Annotated in this window: 17 protein-coding genes; 4 read left to right on the top strand and 13 right to left on the bottom strand. The window is 55.9% G+C overall.

Annotation, left to right across the window (positions count from 1 at the left end; all coding sequences use genetic code 11):
- The 3 genes from Q0362_RS05260 to Q0362_RS05270 form a co-directional block, all read right to left on the bottom strand.
- The coding region (locus Q0362_RS05260; RefSeq protein ID WP_298120791.1) for a dihydrolipoamide acetyltransferase family protein at positions 1–1,142 on the bottom strand (1,142 nt) is incomplete at its 3' end.
- Positions 1,143–1,152: 10 nt separating this feature from the next.
- Positions 1,153–2,133: an alpha-ketoacid dehydrogenase subunit beta gene (locus tag Q0362_RS05265; protein WP_298120795.1), complete on the bottom strand. Its 981-nt coding sequence runs from the start codon at positions 2,131–2,133 to the stop codon at positions 1,153–1,155.
- Positions 2,133–3,269: a thiamine pyrophosphate-dependent dehydrogenase E1 component subunit alpha gene (locus tag Q0362_RS05270; RefSeq protein WP_298120798.1), complete on the bottom strand. Its 1,137-nt coding sequence runs from the start codon at positions 3,267–3,269 to the stop codon at positions 2,133–2,135. The genes Q0362_RS05265 and Q0362_RS05270 overlap by 1 nt, the downstream gene beginning before the upstream one ends.
- A gap of 109 nt (positions 3,270–3,378) precedes the next feature.
- Between Q0362_RS05270 and Q0362_RS05275 the strand changes: the two genes are divergently transcribed.
- A complete protein-coding gene (locus Q0362_RS05275) occupies positions 3,379–3,777 on the top strand; it encodes a phage holin family protein (RefSeq protein ID WP_298120801.1) in 399 nt (132 codons plus the stop codon).
- Here the strand turns inward: Q0362_RS05275 and Q0362_RS05280 are convergent, their stop codons facing one another.
- Complete coding sequence (locus Q0362_RS05280; protein WP_298120804.1) at positions 3,778–5,103, bottom strand: hypothetical protein; 1,326 nt, start codon at positions 5,101–5,103, stop codon at positions 3,778–3,780.
- Between the two features lie 5 nt (positions 5,104–5,108).
- On the bottom strand, positions 5,109–5,336 hold the full coding sequence (locus Q0362_RS05285) for a hypothetical protein (RefSeq protein WP_298120809.1): 228 nt from the start codon (positions 5,334–5,336) through the stop codon (positions 5,109–5,111).
- Between the two features lie 115 nt (positions 5,337–5,451).
- Here Q0362_RS05285 and purB point away from each other — a divergent pair, with 115 nt between their 5' ends.
- Positions 5,452–6,831 (top strand): adenylosuccinate lyase, encoded by a 1,380-nt coding sequence (gene purB, locus Q0362_RS05290; RefSeq protein ID WP_298120812.1) that lies wholly within the window; start codon positions 5,452–5,454, stop codon positions 6,829–6,831.
- Positions 6,832–6,884: 53 nt separating this feature from the next.
- Here the strand turns inward: purB and Q0362_RS05295 are convergent, their stop codons facing one another.
- The 8 genes from Q0362_RS05295 to Q0362_RS05330 form a co-directional block, all read right to left on the bottom strand.
- The gene (locus Q0362_RS05295; RefSeq protein ID WP_298120815.1) at positions 6,885–7,136 is read right to left on the bottom strand and encodes a hypothetical protein; all 252 of its coding nucleotides are present in this window, start codon (positions 7,134–7,136) and stop codon (positions 6,885–6,887) included.
- Positions 7,133–7,696 (bottom strand): hypothetical protein, encoded by a 564-nt coding sequence (locus Q0362_RS05300; protein WP_298120818.1) that lies wholly within the window; start codon positions 7,694–7,696, stop codon positions 7,133–7,135. Before Q0362_RS05300 ends, Q0362_RS05295 begins: the two co-directional genes overlap by 4 nt.
- Before the next feature lie 39 nt (positions 7,697–7,735).
- Entirely contained in the window at positions 7,736–9,103 is a 1,368-nt protein-coding gene (gene dnaB, locus Q0362_RS05305) for a replicative DNA helicase (protein WP_298120821.1), read from the bottom strand.
- Positions 9,104–9,554: 451 nt separating this feature from the next.
- Positions 9,555–10,007, bottom strand: a complete 453-nt coding sequence (gene rplI, locus Q0362_RS05310; RefSeq protein ID WP_280794646.1) for a 50S ribosomal protein L9 — start codon at positions 10,005–10,007, stop codon at positions 9,555–9,557.
- Between the two features lie 11 nt (positions 10,008–10,018).
- Positions 10,019–10,282 (bottom strand): 30S ribosomal protein S18, encoded by a 264-nt coding sequence (gene rpsR, locus Q0362_RS05315; RefSeq protein WP_096382948.1) that lies wholly within the window; start codon positions 10,280–10,282, stop codon positions 10,019–10,021.
- A gap of 64 nt (positions 10,283–10,346) precedes the next feature.
- Positions 10,347–10,826: a single-stranded DNA-binding protein gene (locus Q0362_RS05320; protein ID WP_280794647.1), complete on the bottom strand. Its 480-nt coding sequence runs from the start codon at positions 10,824–10,826 to the stop codon at positions 10,347–10,349.
- A gap of 5 nt (positions 10,827–10,831) precedes the next feature.
- Positions 10,832–11,209, bottom strand: a complete 378-nt coding sequence (rpsF, locus tag Q0362_RS05325) for a 30S ribosomal protein S6 (RefSeq protein ID WP_096382942.1) — start codon at positions 11,207–11,209, stop codon at positions 10,832–10,834.
- A gap of 168 nt (positions 11,210–11,377) precedes the next feature.
- Positions 11,378–12,802, bottom strand: a complete 1,425-nt coding sequence (locus Q0362_RS05330) for a CCA tRNA nucleotidyltransferase (RefSeq protein ID WP_298120841.1) — start codon at positions 12,800–12,802, stop codon at positions 11,378–11,380.
- Between the two features lie 61 nt (positions 12,803–12,863).
- On the opposite strand from Q0362_RS05330, the gene Q0362_RS05335 reads away from it, so the two are divergent.
- Together Q0362_RS05335 and Q0362_RS05340 are read left to right on the top strand one after the other, a co-directional pair.
- On the top strand, positions 12,864–14,846 hold the full coding sequence (locus Q0362_RS05335; protein WP_298120843.1) for a DUF6049 family protein: 1,983 nt from the start codon (positions 12,864–12,866) through the stop codon (positions 14,844–14,846).
- A gap of 136 nt (positions 14,847–14,982) precedes the next feature.
- The coding region (locus Q0362_RS05340; protein ID WP_298120846.1) for an FAD-binding protein at positions 14,983–15,050 on the top strand (68 nt) is incomplete at its 3' end.

Consider the following 15,050-nt stretch of genomic DNA (forward strand, 5'->3'; position numbering starts at 1 on the left):
CCGCCAGCCATGTCTGCTGGTGAGGTTTTGCCGTCACGTGCATTCAAGGTGAGCTGTTCGAGAGACTGTGCCAACTCGAGCAGGCTCATCTCCTGAGCATCCTTCACGTTGGGAACAATCAAGCCACGTGGAGTTGCAGCGGCAACACCCAAGTTCACATAGCGGTGAACAATGATCTCTTTGTCAGTCCAGGTGGAGTTCACTGTGGGATTGCGTCGCACTGCCCAGATGATGGCCTTGGCCAGAATCAGCAGTGGCGACACCTTCACACCAGCAAAGTCAGGAGAGTTCTTCAAACGCTTGACGAACTCCATGGTGCGGGTGGCATCAACATCAACGAAAACAGAAACGTGCGGTGCAGTAAATGCGCTCTGAACCATCGCTGTCGCGATGGCCTTGCGTACACCCTTGACCGGAATGCGCTCTTCGCGTTCTTCAGGCCACTCAGGGGTCTGAATGTTGCGGAACACACTGGCCTGGGACGCGTGACGAATCACGTCATCGCGTGTGATTTCTCCAGCAATACCGGTTGCCTGAACCTCTGCAAGGTTCACATCCAGATCCTTAGCAAGCTTGCGAATAGGGGGCTTGGCAATAACGGGAACTGCTTCTGTGACAGGCAGTGATGCAGGGCGCTTGGCAACAGGTGCGGGAGCAACTGCCTGAGGTGCAGGGGTCACCACAGCAGGTGCTGCGGGAGGAGTGGGTGCAGGTGCGTTGCCGCCACGGCGACGACGCGTCGCAGCGTGACCACCAACGCCATAGCCGACGAGAACACTTCCGGAACCTTCTTCTTTGGCGTCAACAGCCCCGTCGATCTCGTTGTCAGCAGTGACGAATACTTCGTTCGCCATCGCTGCCTGAGCGAGGGTCGGGGTGGGAGAGGTCAGCATGGAGCTGCCGGCAGAGGCGATAGTGATGATGGCGGTGCCAACTTCAACGGTTTCGCCTTCTTGGGCAAGAAGTTCGCCAACCTGACCCTCGTAGGGGCTGGGCAGCTCAACGAGAGACTTCGCAGTCTCGATCTCAACGAGGACATCGTTGATGGCGACCGAGTCACCTGGCTTGACCTTCCACGAGACAATTTCTGCCTCGGTGAGACCTTCGCCAACGTCGGGGAGATAGAACTTAGACACCGTCATCTGGTCACTCCTAGTAACTCAGCACTCGGTCGACTGCGTCGAGGACGCGGTCCGAGTCGGGTAGGTAGATGGCCTCGAGCTTTGCTGGAGGGAAGGGAGTATCGAAACCGGTCACACGCAGCACAGGTGCTTCGAGCGAGTAGAACGCCTTCTCGGTAATGGTTGCAGCCAGCTCAGAGGCGAGGCTCACGTTGCCGGGAGCTTCCTGAGCAATGACACAACGACCGGTCTTGCGAACTGATTCGAGAATCGGTGCGTAGTCGATGGGTGAAAGCGAACGAACGTCAATGACTTCCAAGCTCATGCCCTCTGTGGCGGCAACTTCTGCTGCCTGCAGCAGAACGCTGACCATCGCGCCGTGGCCAATGACGGTGACGTCATTGCCGGGGCGAACCACGCGGCTGGCGTGAAGGGGGAAGTTCGAAGCCGACGTGTCAACATCTGCCTTGGGCCAGTAGCGGCTCATGGGCTCGAAGAAGATCACGGGGTCGTTTGAGGCAATGGCTTCCTGGATCATCCAGTAGGCATCGTGAGGATTGCTGGGGCTGACCACGCGCAAACCTGCGGTGTGGAGGAAGTATGCCTCGTTGCTTTCCTGGTGGTGCTCAACCGCACCAATGTGACCACCGTAAGGAATGCGGATCACCACAGGGAACTGCATGGCACCCTCGTGACGGTTGGTCAGTTTCGCCAGCTGGCTGGTGATCTGATCAAAGGCGGGGTAAACAAAACCGTTGAACTGGATCTCAATCACAGGGCGGTAGCCGCGCATGGCTAAACCGATAGCGGAACCGACGATGCCGGATTCGGCTAGAGGAGTATCGAGCACACGGTCAGCGCCGAATTCGTTCTTGAGACCTTCGGTCACACGGAAAACACCACCGAGGGTTCCGATGTCTTCACCCATCAGGATGACCTTGGGGTCGTTGAGCATTGCCTGGCGAAGACCAAGGTTGATTGCTTTACCTAAAGGAAGGTTTTCAATAGCCATTAGTGACCGCCTCCCTGCTCATCGAAAGACGCTTCGTAGTTAGCAAGCCACGCACTCTGTTCATCCATGAGCGGGTGTGGATCTGTGTAGACGTGGTTGAACATGCTGGCAGGTTCAGGGTTCTTGAGATCAACGGTGCGACGACGAATGTCGCTAGCAAAGTCAGCAGCCTCTTGGTGAACCTCGTCAAAGAAGGACTGGGGTGCGCCTGAGTTCCGCAGGAACGCTTCCATGCGGGTAATGGGGTCGCGTGCAATCCACGATTCCAGCTCAGCATCTGTGCGGTACTTCGTGGGGTCGTCACTCGAAGTGTGTGCACCAATGCGGTAGGTGTGAGCTTCGATCAAGCTGGGGCCCTTGCCGCTGCGAGCGTCATCGAGCTGCTTGGCAGTTACGGCATAGCTGGCGAAGACGTCATTACCGTCGACCTGAACACCGGGGATTCCGAAGCCTTCACCACGCTTGTAGAGGGGAACGCGGGCCTGGGTGCTGACCGGTACCGAGATTGCCCAGTGGTTGTTCTGAACGAAGAAGACCTGAGGTGTTTGATAGCTGGCAGCAAAGACGAGTGCCTCGCTGACGTCACCCTGGCTGGTTGCGCCATCACCGAAGTAGACAATGACGGCCTGGTCGGTGTCGAGGTTACCGGTGTTGGTGGCACCATCGAACTTGATTCCCATGCCATAACCGGTGGCGTGCAATGCCTGCGAACCAATAACCAGCGTGTAGATGTGGAAGTTGCCGTGCTCAGGCAGGGTGGGGTCCCAACCGCCGTGAGTCAGACCGCGAAGAACACGAATGATTTCGAGAACATCAATGCCGCGGATCATGCCAATAGCGTGCTCGCGGTAAGCGGGGAAGATGTGGTCTTGCTTCTTGGTCGCGTGCGCGGAACCTACCTGCGCACCTTCTTGACCGTGGCTAGGAACCCACAGAGCAAGCTGGCCTTGACGCTGCAGGTTTGTTGCTTCAGTGTCGAAGCGACGGATGACAACCATGTCTTTATAAAACTTGCGGTGATCTGCCTCAGTTAGGCGCTGAAAGTAAGGCAGAAACTCTTCTGCACTTGCGCTGGGGGCATAGTGTCCCTCGGGCGTGAGGAACTGCACCATGGGATCTAATGTCTCATCGGCCATGTACCCAATCTATCCCGTCAAAGGCCTCTGAACTGGTAGGTCTTCTACAATCTCTCGCGAAAACCGTAGGAGTATCCCAACTAAAGAGCTCACCTGCCAGAATGGAGGTATGAAGTCACTCTTGCTCTCGACCGTGATCAACGCCATTGCGCTCTGGCTCACCACTGTGATGTTGCCTGACAGCCTGCGTATCATCCCTGAAGACCAGCAGACCCTGGGCTATGTCCTCACCCTTGCCTTTGTGGCTTTCATCTTCGGAATTGTGAATGGAACCATCGGTCGCGTGCTGCGCTTCCTGGCATTCCCCCTCTTTATCCTCACCCTCGGCTTCATGGCCCTGGTGGTCAACGCCTTCTTGCTCATGTTTGTTGCATGGCTCACTCAGGTATTTGGATTTGGCTACGGCCTGCAGGTTGACGGCTTCGCCGGCGGATTCTGGGCAGCAATCGTGCTGTCGATCGTCAGCTGGATTTTGGGTCTCATTCTTCGCCCCGCAACCGGCAAGTAATTACTGCACCCGATCTGCCCGCCACATCGTGACGGTGGCTGTGCCCTGCATGCGCTCTGCGATTTGTCTCTGTTCAGCAGTGAGCTTGGGGTCTCCGCTTCGATCCATTACGGCTGCCGTTTCGACATAACGAGAGAGATTATGTGCTGGAAGTAACTCTCCTCGAGGCGCTGCAGAGTGGGCAAAAAGGGACCTGGTCACTGTCATATGTGTTGCCACCGCAGCTGGTGCGGCAACACCACTGAGGGAAGGGATGACATCTTCTTCATGCTCAACGGCAACCACATTGATCTCTTCGGGAATCTCCACTTGGTGAAGTGGAGCCCCCACGGTGACAACGTCACTGACGGTGTAGTTCCCTGACGCAGCAAGTTGGGCAGCAACAAGTCCCCCTTGGGAATGCCCGACCAGAATGACGTTGTCCTGGGCGGTAATGCCCGCTTCACGCATGGCCATCACAGCAGCGGTGTAGCTTCCGGAATCAAGTTCAGCAATAGCGGAGATATTGCTGGTCATATCCCACGGCTCAGAAGTGGGTTCCACTCCTGAATCAATCGTTCCGCCGAGATAGACCACATAACCGGAGTCGTATTGCTCGATTCGAATCTGTGCAGCACCTTCATCTGCTCGAGGAATGCGTGAGACGAGGTCACGGTAACTGTCAGCTGATTCAGCTGTGCTGCGATCCACATTGCTCACCCGTACAGGAGTTTCTTGCAAAGTTGTGGCACCCACAATCCCCAGTCCGGTAATTGCCGCGCCAGCTACGAGGTCTTCCCCGGCCAGGAGCCCGTCCTGAGGTGGTTTGGGCATTCCCAGAACGCCAGCCACAAAATCATCTGCCCCGGACACGAGGTGGGCGGTGCTTTGCACCACCAGGGGATGACTCATGAATTGCCCTGAATCCGGCAACCGTTGTTCGAGTCGTGTGACGAACTGGTCAAAGGGGCTGCCCGGCGAAAGGCGCCGTGCAGCTGCTAACCCCAGAACAATGGCGACGCCGCCAATAATTTCTGGACCAAATGCCCCAATCAACGCAGGCATTGCTCGACCCAGATTCCACATCAACGTGGAACTGAGGTCTTCGGAGACCTGGCGCAAATACTGTTCCCGCTCGGCATATTGTCGGGACCCTTCTGCCGTAGCAGCGGCCAGTTCTCTGAGTCGTTGAGCAGCATGCGTTGCGCGGGTGAATGCCTGCTGAGCCTGAACAGAAAGAAATGATTGTGACTGTGCACTGGCTAAGGCATGTTCGAGTTGCCACAGCCTGGCATGAATACGGCCTGATAGGTCATCCAGTGCAACAGTGTCTACGCCTGTTCCCACCCGAATCATGAGGAGCTTGGCTCCGCGGTGAGGACCGCCCAGCGGGCCTGACGTAAATCGGCCATGACCTGCTCAGCGTTGTGGTCGAAGGCATAACGTGAAGGTCCGAACCAGAGCGGATCCGGAACAGCGGTGTGAAGGGTGACGACTGCAGCATCGAGTGCATCGGCGAGCGCCAGCCACAGGCTGTGCCCGGCTGGCGAGAAGCCAAAGTAACCCTCGAATTCATTCACCTGGCTACCGTGCCAGAGCAGAGTCTGAGTGCTGGGCAGTCTGATTCTGAATGTGGAGAGTGTGCAGCGGCTACGCCTGTGAAGGGATAGCTGTTTTGTTTGGGAGAATAGAAGCATGACGCTTCCTATTCAGGTCCTCAGCCCGCTCGATGGTCGATACCAGTCCGTCGTTTCACCTCTGGGTGAATACCTCTCGGAGGCTGGCCTGAACCGTGCTCGCGTCACGGTTGAAGTTGAATGGTTGATTTATCTCACCAATCACTCCATGTTTGGTACCAGTCCCCTCAGCGCAGACAACGTTTCCGCACTCCGTGCCCTCGTGACTGACTTCGGTCAGGCAGAGATTGATGAGCTTGCTCGTCTGGAAGCGACCACTCGTCACGACGTCAAGGCAGTGGAGTACTTGGTTCGTGCCAAGCTCACCGAGCTGGGCCTGGACCACATTGCTGAGCTGACGCACTTCGCCTGCACCAGCGAAGACATTAACAACCTCTCCTACGCACTCATCGTGCGCGATGCCACCAAGAACATCTGGCTTCCTGGCCTCCAGGCTGTCATTGCTCGTCTGCGCGAACTCTCTGTTCAATACCGTGACGAAGCAATGCTGGCGAAGACCCACGGTCAGCCTGCAACCCCCACCACCATGGGTAAAGAACTTGCTGTCTTTGTTTACCGCCTGGAGCGCATTCAGAAGCAGATCGAAGGATCTGAATACCTGGGCAAGTTCTCCGGTGCAACCGGAACCTTCTCTGCTCACCTTGCGGCAGAACCTGACGCCAACTGGCCCAAGATCTCGGAAGAGTTTGTGATCTCTTTGGGTTTGACCTGGAACCCACTGACTACTCAGATCGAATCACATGACTGGCAGGCAGAGCTTTACACCCGCATCTCTCACGCCAACCGCGTGATTCACAACTTGGCCACCGACATCTGGACCTACATCTCGATGGGCTACTTCCGCCAGATCCCTCAGGCTGGTGCAACCGGTTCCTCCACCATGCCTCACAAGATCAACCCCATTCGTTTTGAGAACGCTGAGGCCAACCTTGAGCTCTCCAGCGCTGTTCTTGATTCACTTTCCGCAACGCTGGTGACCAGCCGTCTGCAGCGTGACCTCACTGACTCCACCACCCAGCGCAACGTAGGTGTGGGTTATGGACATTCACTCTTGGCTCTCGACAACATTCGCCGAGGCCTGAGCGAAATCGACCTCGACTCTGTTGCCCTGGCTCATGATCTCGACACCAACTGGGAAATCTTGGGTGAAGCTATTCAGACCGTGATTCGTGCAGAGGTTGCCGCTGGTCGTTCGACCATCTCAGACCCCTATGCACTGCTTAAGGAACTGACCCGCGGCAAGCGCATTGGACGCGATGACCTCATTGCTTTCGTCTCTGGCCTCGAGATCGGAGATGCTGCCAAGGCTCGCCTCCTGGAACTCACTCCAGCTGGCTATGTCGGCCTGGCCTCAGACTTGGTCGACTACCTCAAGTAGTCCTCAGACAATAAAGAAAGCCCCTCTTGCGAGGGGCTTTCTTTGCTTAAGTCTTAGTGGGCGGAAGACCCGGAGTGGTCCTGCTCTTCAATGTCGAGCAGTTCCTTCTTGTTGGGCTTGATTGCCAGCACAAACATGGCCATCGAGACCAAGCACACAATAAACACGGCACCGAATGAGATGCTGCTGAGAATGAGGTCACGAGAAGACATCAGCACAACGAGGCCGGTGAACAATCCAATGAGTGCCGAAACAATCAAGAGCTCAACGGGCTTCAAGCGATCGCGAAGTGTGGGAGTGGTCATGAGGAAACCTTACGGGTTGTAGAGGTGGCGTCGGAACGAAGTGAGATGCCGGCGATGATTTGGTAGACGCCCACGATGGCGGCGTATGCACCGAAGATGCCCACGGCATAGACATCATTCATGGGAACAACTGCTTCAATAATGGCCAAGATGGCTGTGAATCCGCCGATGGTGAGCCATTCTTTGGCAACGGTGCGGTTGCTTTCACGATAGCCGGCATAAAGTTCCAGCACAGCAGAAAGACCTGCCCAAATACTGAGAATCAATAACAGTGCCGGCAGTCCCTGCGTCAACGTTGCTGAAGCAATCGCGGCAGCCACGACTGTGGCAATTGCTTGAATCCCGACCAGAGTTCGATTTAGGCCCTCAAGCGGAACGGACATGATCGTGAAAATCAATGTAGATGCCAGCAGGAAGGCAAAACCGACAAAGACGGTCAGTCCGACTACTGCAGCGTGGTTGCGCGAGAAGGTAATCACAACAGCTGCAACCAACGTCGGGATGGCGCGCAAAATGAGCGCATTACCCACACGGGAGAGAGAACTGTCAGCGATTGCCACAACTCAAGTCTACGGCTGAACGGGTGAGTGAATTCCCGGCTAAACCTTAGGCATATCGGCAAAACGAGAGAGGTGACCCTGGAATCCAACGGTAATTGTCGCGGTAGGACCGTTACGGTGCTTCGCCACGATGAAGTCAGCTTCACCGGCACGAGGGTTCTCTTTTTCGTAAGCACTTTCACGGTGCAGAAGGATCACCATGTCGGCGTCCTGCTCCAGCGATCCAGATTCACGCAAGTCGGAGATAGCTGGCTTCTTGTCTGAACGCTGTTCAGGACCACGGTTCAACTGAGACAGCGCAATAACGGGAACCTGAAGCTCCTTAGCCATGAGCTTGAGCGCACGAGAGAACTCAGAAACTTCTTGCTGGCGGCTTTCAACCTTCTTGCCCGAGGTCATCAGCTGCAAGTAGTCAATAACGACCATTTTCAGGCCGACCTTCTGCTTGAGGCGACGGCATTTGGCACGAATTTCTACCAGTGTCATGTTGGGGCTGTCATCGATGTAGAACGGAGCATCGTTGATGCGGCCACGGGTGCTGGCAATGGTGGTCCAGTCACGGTTATCAACCGTTCCCTTACGCATGTTCTGCAGGGGAACTGAAGCTTCTGCCGAGAGAAGACGCATCGCGATCTCGGACTTACCCATTTCGAGTGAGAAGAAGATCGAAGGCAGGTTGTTCTTGATCGACGCAGCACGACAGAAGTCCAGCGCCAGTGTCGACTTACCCAAAGCGGGTCGAGCAGCGACGATGATGAGCTGACCGGGGTGGAAACCATTGGTGAGTTCATCGAGATCAGCAAAACCGGTGGGAACGCCGGTCATTTGACCGTCGCGGCCCTTGGCGGCTTCAATTTCCTGGATTGCGGTGTCCACTGCGTCCGTCAGGGGAACGTAATCTTCGGTTTCGACCGAACCAGTGACCTGGTAGATCTCAGCCTGGGCAGTGTTGACCAGGTCAACAGCTTCACCTTCTCCGGCATAGCCCATCTGGACGATACGGGTTCCGGCTTCAACAAGGCGGCGCAGCAAAGCACGCTCTGAAACGATGTTGGCGTAATAGCCCGCGTTGGCAGCGGTTGGCACCAGTGCAGTGAGAGTGTGCAGGTATTCCGCACCGCCCGCACGGCCCAGCTCACCAGATTTGGTCAGCTCGTCAGTGACGGTGATGACATCGGTGGGTTCACCGTGTGAATACAACGACATCACAGCATCGAAGATGACCTCGTGCTTCGGAATGTAGAAGTCGTTGCCACGAAGAATCTCGACGACGTCTGCCACAGCGTCTTTGCTGAGGAGCATGCCGCCGAGAGCACTTTGTTCCGCAAGAAGATCATGCGGAGGAGTTCGTTCGCCCTGCCAGTTTTCGCGAGAGTCGCCTGGAGAACCTAGGTGTGCAATCGACATGCTCACGAGTCCTTCCGATGGCTGTGCAGGTGGGCTATCTGAATCTAACCCGCTCCTCTGACATTGGTCTGAGAGTGACCTAATGAGAGTTGTATCCCAACTGTAGGAATACCTTCACCCACAACCAAATGACCCTGTGGATAACTCTGTGTACGAATCCTGAGAAACGCCGGAGAGACTGTTCATAAGCTGTGGGTAATGCTGGGGATAGAGGAAAAAGTTTACCTATTTTTTTCGCGTTGAACAGGTATTTAAGTTATCAACGGGTGTGAACATTAATTTCCTTCAAGCATGTGTTTAAGCTTGGGGAAAAATAGCCCTCATGTGCATAAATATGGCCCCTTAAAGGTCTTGTGCTGTACCCCCAACAGGAGTAGAAGACTCCGGATTTAGGCATAAAGAAAGGGCGGAAAGCCGAAGCTTTCCGCCCTCTGCGGTTCTTTACAGGGAATTACTTTGCAGCAACAACCTGGATGGTGATGGTTGCAACGATGTCGTCACGCAGACGAACGGTTGCTTCGTGCTCACCAGTGAACTTGATGGGGTTCGCCATCTCGATCTTGCGCTTGTCGATTGCACCGATGCCGGCGCTCTCCACTGCAGCAGCAATGTGATCGGTCTTGACCGAACCAAAGAGACGACCATCCTGACCAGTCTTGACAGCAAGCTTGACCTTGGTGCCTTCGATCTTGGCCTTGAGTGCCTGTGCCTCTTCGAGGGTTGCGAGTTCGCGAGCGGTACGAGCAGCACGAATCTGCTCAACCTGCTTCTCGCCGCCACGTGACCATGCAACTGCAAGGCCCTGAGGAATGAGGTAGTTACGGGCAAAACCGTTCTTTACCTCGACAACGTCGCCTGCCGAACCAACGCCGGAGACTTCATTCGTAAGAATCAACTTAGACATGTTCGAACTCCTTAGCGGCCAGCGCCTGCGTAGGGAAGAAGAGCCATCTCGCGGGCGTTCTTAACTGCCTTGGCGATGAGGCGCTGCTCCTGGACAGAAACACCGGTGATACGGCGAGCGCGGATCTTTCCACGCTCAGAAACGAACTTGCGAAGGGTGGCGACGTCTTTGTAGTCGATCACACCAACGCGGATAGCCTTCGCAGGTGCGAGAGCCTTAGCGCCCTTGCCACCGCGGAGTGGCTTGCGGGCTCCGCCGCTAGCTTTTCCAGCCATGATTACCTAACTTTCGTAAATTTTTTATCAAGGATCAACGTGCGTTGAGCCTGAAGAGGATTGTTTAGAACGGCGTATCGTCTGCGGGGATACCGGGGGTGTTCCAAGGGTCTGCTGCAGGAGCGGTTGGCGAACCCCAAGGTTCGTCATTGCCTGCAGGGACTCCGGGGCGACCCGAGGATGCCGCGCGGCTCACAGTTGCCGTGGCGTAGCGAAGCGAGGGACCGATCTCATCTACTTCGAGTTCGATCGTGGTTCGCTTTTCGCCTTCCTTGGTCTCATACGAGCGCTGCTTGAGTCGACCGGTTGCGATGACGCGGGAGCCCTTAGTCAGGCTGCCTGCGACGTGCTCGGCAAACTCGCGCCACACGCTGGCACGAAGGAAGAGAGCCTCGCCATCTTTCCACTCGCTTGATGCGCGATCGAAATTGCGCGGAGTAGAGGCGATGGTGAAGTTGGCGACTGCGAGTCCGTTCTGCGTGTAACGCAGTTCGGGGTCACTCGTGAGGTTTCCCACAACGGTGATGACTGTTTCGCCGGCCATGTTACTTACGCGTCCTTCGAAGCCTTGGCGGGAGCAGCAGCCTTGCGGGCAGCCTTCTCGTCAGCGAGCTTTGCAGCAGCGGCAACCATAGCGATGGCTTCCTCTGCACGCAGAACCTTGGTGCGCATGACAGCTTCGGAAAGCTTCAGCTGGCGGTCGAGCTCGACAGTTGCGTCGGCGCTAGACGTGAAGTTAACGACGGCATAGATGCCCTCGGACTTCTTGTTGATCTCGTAAGCCAAACGACGCTTACCCCAGATGTCAACGTTCTCGATGGTTCCACCATCGTTACGAATGACGTTGAGGAATTTGTCGAGGCTGGGAGCTACGGTGCGCTCATCGATCTCTGGATCGAGGATGACCATCAACTCGTACTGATGCATGACTAACCCACCTCCTTCGGACTAAAACGGATACAGACGGTCTGTATCAGGAGGGTTGTGCATGTGCCATCTGAGGAGGCCGGATATTTCCGGCGCACAGACAACTTCCCCAGTCTAGACCGGGATTGGGCGTTAATCCAATCCGGGCCAGCCGTACAGCGGCTTGAACTAGCGGTTTGCCCACCAGGCGAGCAGGCGTTCGCGGGCGAGGTCTGCCCCAATGGGCCCCTCGTCCAAGCGAACGTTCAACAGGTAGTTATAGGCCTCGCCTACCTCACGGCCAGCAGGAATACCGAGGATCGCCATGATCTCTTCACCGTTGAGATCGGGGCGCACTGCCGCCATCTCTTCTGCTTCAGAGAGTTCGGCGATGCGGTTTTCTAGATCGTCATACGCAAATGCAAGACGATCCGCCTTGCGCTTATTGCGCGTGGTCACATCTGCACGGGTCAGGATGTGAAGTCTTTCCAGAAGGTCACCGGCATCGCGGGCATAGCGTCGCACCGCGGAATCACTCCAGGCTGCATCGGAATAGCCGAAGAAGCGCAGGTGAAGTTCAATCAGGCGTGCCACGTTCTGGGTGGTTTCTTTATCGAAACGCAATGCCTTCATGCGCTTGACCGAGAGCTTGGCGCCAACGAGGTCGTGGTGGTGGAAGCTGACGGCACCACCCGTTTCCAACTGACGCGTCGCAGGCTTGCCAATATCGTGCAGGAGCGCGGCAAGGCGCAGGGTCAGATCCCCTGCTTCTCCAGGGTGACGTTCCTGCTCAAGATCAATGGCTTGTTCCAACACCGTCAGGCTGTGCTCATACACATCTTTGTGGTGGTGGTGTTCGTCCACTTCCAAGCGCAGCGCTGGAATTTCTGGCAAGACATAGCCAGCGATTCCCGTGCTCACCAGCAGTTCAATGCCAGCGCGAGGCTTGTCCGTGAGCAAGAGCTTGCAGAGCTCTTCATTGACGCGCTCAGCTGAAATGTTTTCAATTGATCCCGCGAACTCGGTCATTGCCCATTCAGTTTCTGCATCCAGCTGGAAACCTAGCTGTGAAGAGAACCGGGCAGCGCGCATCATGCGCAGGGGGTCTTCGGTGAAGGACACTTCCGCCGACTTGGGAGCACGGAGAATTCCCGCCATCAAGTCTTCAACGCCGCCAGAAGGGTCAACAAGAACCAGTTCAGGCAAACGAACTGCCATCGCGTTCACGCGGAAGTCTCTACGAGAGAGATCCTCTTCAAGGCTGTCGCCGAAAGCGACAACTGGCTTACGCGTCTTGCCGTCATACTGGTCGGCTCGATAGGTCGTGATTTCAACCTTTTCGCCCGCGATCTGGGCGCCGATGGTGCCGAAGTCGCGACCGATGTCCCAGTGGGCTTCTGAAATAGGTTCGACCACACGAATGATGTCATCGGGGAGCGCATTGGTGGTGAAGTCGAGGTCGTGGACTGCGTGCCCTAAGAATGCGTCGCGGACAGGGCCGCCAACAAGTGCCAGTTCATATCCGGCATCAGCAAATGCTGCCGCCAAGCGTGAAACGCTGGGCGACTTACTCAATTGAGTAATCGATTCGATTGCGGAGGCGACACTGTGCATTTCCCGCCATTCTACGGGGAGCATCAGGTTGTTCTTCAGTTGCGACGCCTACAATGGCAGGATGCCTTCCCTGCTGATTCGACGTGTCACGATGTCGTTTTCTGCAGCAGTCGTGGCTCTCCTGCTGGTGGTTGCCGGTTTTGCCCAAGCAACTCTTCCCGTCGCCCATGCCGCCGAACAGGCAACTCTGGTTCTCACGCCATCTGCACTGAGTGCAGGGCCTGGTGACACGTTGTCTGCTGTTCTCAGCGTGACAAACACGGGTAAAGAAACCCTTCCCGAAGGGCAAGCAGTAGTTACCGCACCTTCGGCTGCACTGACAACAGTTGCAGATCTTGATGCCTGGTTTGCGGCAGAGGACGAACAGACTCAACCTGGTCGTTACCTCACTACCGTTGATGTTCCTGAAATTGCCGCTGGTAAAACTGTCGATGTTGTCGTGGAGCTTCCGCTGAATTCCGGACGTTTCGGAGGAATCTGGGGTCCTCGAGGTGTGGCGGTGAACTTCCTGCTCAATGATGAAAGCGTGGCAACCGGGCGTTCTTCGTTTGTGTGGACACCTTCTGCGACAACAGCGAAGGCGGCATTCACCGGAATTCTGGCTATTGTTCCCCCGCCCAGCACCTCTGGGCTTCTTACAGCAGCAGAATTGACGGAACTGACTGGCCCGAGTGGCATTTTGACCCGCCAATTAGCTGTTGCCCAGGGCCGCCCCGTTGCTGTGGGTATTGACCCTCGCATCATTTCCTCGATCGAGGCGTTGGGGGACACCGCTCCAGATGGTGTCTCAGCGTGGCTGCAAGCTCTCAAGGCGCTCCCGAATGAAAGCTTCCTTCTGGCTTGGGCAGATGCTGACATTTCAGCCCAAGCACAGGCAGGTTCAGCAACACTTTTGACCCCGCCAACCAGCGATGTCATTACTCCCCTAGTTCTTGACGAGGCTTCTTCACCGGCTCCCACTGCAACGCCTATCCCCGTTGCGACGCCCCTATTTACCCCCACGCTGAACTCCATTGCCTGGCCAGCTGGGAACTCGGTAATGAGCTCTGATCTGGGAATTTTCTCAGCGAGTGGACTCACCTCCGCCATTCTTTCCTCTGGAAATGTGGCAGGGGACATCATGTCTTCTGGCCAAACAGCAGGTCTTCCCAGCGTGGTCACCTTGAATGGCTTGAGCGCCGCATTGAACAGCAATGACGCATCTCGCGCTGCGTCCTACGTCGCAGTTGCTGCCGTGGATGAATCACAAGCCGGACGAACATTTGCCGCGTTGCCACGTGAAACATTCAGCATCACAGGGTTAGCCAAGCTGGGCCAGACCATCGATGCTGTGCTGGGACAAAGTTGGGTGAGTTCAGGAACCCTCTCCAGCGGCCTGACTTCAGCTACTTCTTCGCTGGAGATCGTGGATTCTCCCGAATCTTCTCAGCGCATCTCGGTTGTGAGCAGCTTGATTGCGCGCAATGCTCAGGTTTCTTCTTTTGCCACCATCGCTGAAGACCCCAGCTTGATTACTAGCCCAGCTTCACGTGAGTTAGCAGCGGTGCTATCTGTCGGTTGGCTCGGTAGTGATGAATGGTCCTCTGCGGTTTCCGAAAGCCTGCGCAGCAGCGAGAAAGTGTTGACGTCGGTCTCCATCGTCACCAGCAGCACCATCAACATGGTGGGTGGGCAAGCCAATATTCCTATCTCCGTGCTCAACTCTCTGCTTCAGCCGGTCACCGTGATGGTCAACGCAGACCCCAATAATGCACGCTTGATTGTTCAGGGCTCCGAGCAAGTCACGATTCAGCCTGAATCTCAAGCCAAGGCACAAATCCCTGTTCAGGCGCAAGTTAGTAATGGCAGTTCCATCCTGACGGTGAGCTTGCAATCAGTTGATGGCGTGCCTATTGGTGAAGCCGTGGCCATTCCCATCAACGTTCGTGCGGACTGGGAAACCTGGGGACTCGGTGCTGTGGCATTGGCTTTTGTAGGCCTACTCACCGCCGGTGTGATCCGAACTCTGCGACGCAGGAAATCAGGAACCCTCGACGCTTCCTAAATAGCGCGGAATAATTCCTAAACTATTCACCTTCGGCCCCCTCATTTCTTCGGCTTTCGGGAATAACCGGCAAGTAGACTGGGTTTACTACAGTGCCTGTTCGTCAAGGCACTCTCTTTCTTTTCTTGGAGTTTTTGTGCGTCAAGTCATCATCATTGGTTCGGGTCCCGCCGGTTACACCGCGGCGATCTATGCTGCTCGTGC

Origin of the sequence: uncultured Aurantimicrobium sp. (assembly GCF_936931525.1) — a bacterium.
Taxonomy (GTDB): domain Bacteria; phylum Actinomycetota; class Actinomycetes; order Actinomycetales; family Microbacteriaceae; genus Aurantimicrobium.